This window comes from Mycobacterium sp., assembly GCF_040398885.1.
Taxonomy (GTDB): Bacteria; Actinomycetota; Actinomycetes; order Mycobacteriales; family Mycobacteriaceae; genus Mycobacterium.
Map to the genome: position 1 here is coordinate 1 of NZ_JBBATF010000269.1, position 2,307 is coordinate 2,307.

The following is a 2,307-nucleotide window of genomic DNA, read 5'->3' on the forward strand; positions in this document are numbered from 1 at the left end:
CTGCACACCCTGATCTCCACGGTGCCCACCGCCGCCAACGCCGGCTACTACGCCGGCATCGTCGCGGAGAAGGCATTGCTGCGCCGCCTGGTCGAGGCCGGCACCCGGGTGGTGCAGTACGGCTACGCCGGTGCGGAGGGCGCCGACGTCAACGAGATCGTCGATCGCGCCCAGGCCGAGATCTACGACGTCACCGAGCGCCGCACCGCCGAGGACTTCGTTCCACTCGAGGCACTGCTGCAGCCCACCATGGACGAGATCGACGCCATCGCCTCCCAGGGCGGCATCGCCCGGGGTGTGCCAACGGGATTCACCGAACTCGACGAGGTGACCAACGGGCTGCACCCGGGTCAGATGATCGTGGTGGCGGCGCGGCCGGGTATGGGCAAGGCCCTGGCGTTGGATACCCCGCTGCCGACCCCGACCGGTTGGACGACGATGGGCGAGGTGGCCGTCGGCGACTGGCTGATCGGTGCGGACGGGATGCCGACCCGAGTGGTCGCCGCGACCGAGGTGATGGTCGGACGCCCTTGCTACGAGGTTGAGTTCTCCGACGGCTCGGTGATTGTCGCGGACGCGGAGCATCAGTGGCCGACGCTGCGCGGCATCGTCATCACCGCGCAGTTGCAGATCGGGACGGACGTCGTTTCGGCAGTGGGGGCTCGTCAGCTCGTCGGCGCGGGGGCACCGGCTGCGGTCTCCCGGCAATTCGGAATCGCTGATGTGCGAACGATTCCCAGCGTGCCGGTCCGGTGCGTCGAGGTCGACAACGACGACCATCTCTATCTGGCCGGCCGCGCCATGATTCCGACGCACAACTCCACTCTCGGCCTGGACTTCCTGCGTTCCTGCTCCATCAAGAACCGGCTTTCCAGCGTGGTGTTCTCCCTGGAAATGAGCAAGTCCGAGATCGTCATGCGACTGCTCTCGGCGGAAGCAAAGATCAAGCTGGCCGATATGCGCTCGGGCCGGATGAGCGACGACGACTGGACGCGGCTGGCCCGTCGGATGAGTGAGATCAGCGAAGCGCCTTTGTATATCGACGATTCGCCGAACCTGACCATGATGGAGATCCGCGCAAAGGCCCGCCGGCTCAAGCAGAAGTCCGATTTGCGGCTGGTGGTCATCGACTACCTGCAGTTGATGACCTCCGGCAAGAAGGTGGAGTCCCGACAGCAGGAAGTTTCCGAATTCTCCCGGCAGCTAAAGCTTTTGGCCAAGGAGTTGGAGGTTCCGGTGGTCGCGATGAGCCAGCTGAACCGCGGCCCGGAGCAGCGCACCGACAAGAAGCCGATGCTGGCCGACCTCCGCGAGTCCGGTGCCATCGAGCAGGATGCGGATATGGTGATCCTGCTGCACCGGCCGGACGCCTTCGAGCGGGATGACCCCCGGGGCGGCGAAGCGGATCTCATTCTGGCCAAGCACCGCAACGGTCCGACGAAGACGGTGACGGTGGCGCACCAGCTGCATCTGTCGCGGTTCACGAATATGGCGAGGCAATAGCAGCAGCAGCTGCTGCATAGTATGTATGTTCTCATTCTGAATGTCGTCGTCTCAATTGAAATGTCATACCGATGGCATTTGCGACATTTCGGTGAGAAGACGATGTAGAGCTGGCACTGATCTTGGTGGTTGGCGGCTTTGGTCGGGAGTACCAACGAGCCCGCTGACCGCTGCGCTCTACAGCGCGGTCGGGGGCGTCAGCGAGAGCGCGCCCTGGGTGAGTTCGTCGAGAAACTCCCCAGCGGCGTCGATATAGGTGTCGACGTCGGCCTCGGTGATGGCATACGACACCGACGGGCCAGCAGTGGCGATGGAGTCCCAGATACCGCGGTTGAGCAGAAAGACCTTGCGGGCGTCGGCGAGGGGCAGGACGAGCGAGGCGAAGCTCTCCGCACCGGTGCGAGGGGCCTGGGGGGTGAGGCGGAACTGGATACGCCCGCCGAGCCGGTCGATGGTCCACGGCAGGCCGACCCGGTCGATCTCGCGCTGGAGTCCGCTCTGCAGCCGCTGACCGAGGGCATCGACGCGCCGGCCCGCGTTGGGGGTGAAGACCTCGGCGAGCCCGACCCGCGCCGCAGCCATGGACAGTGCATTGCCGTAGAGGGTGCCGCCGACGGCGAGACCGTGGGCGTCACCGGTGTCGAGCAGGCCGGGGTCGTGGTCACGGTTCGCGGTGACGATGTCGGCGATGGCGTCGGTCATCCCGATCACGCCGATTGGGACGCCGCCGCCGATTCCCTTGCCGCCGGTGAGCATGTCGGGCTTGAGGCCGAACGCGATCGTGCCGCCGCCGTGGACGGCGAA

Annotated in this window: 2 protein-coding genes; one reads left to right on the top strand and one right to left on the bottom strand. The window is 65.8% G+C overall.

All coding sequences use genetic code 11. The annotated features are described in order from the left end of the window. Nucleotides 1-1,503 (top strand): replicative DNA helicase (dnaB, locus tag ADBZ5U_RS15850; RefSeq protein WP_526811797.1); only part of this gene is annotated, 1,503 nt, incomplete at its 5' end. Nucleotides 1,504-1,680: 177 nt separating this feature from the next. On the opposite strand, the gene ADBZ5U_RS15855 is transcribed toward dnaB, so the two are convergent. After that, a partial coding sequence (locus tag ADBZ5U_RS15855) for an aminotransferase class III-fold pyridoxal phosphate-dependent enzyme (protein WP_526811799.1) occupies nt 1,681-2,307 on the bottom strand: 627 nt, incomplete at its 5' end.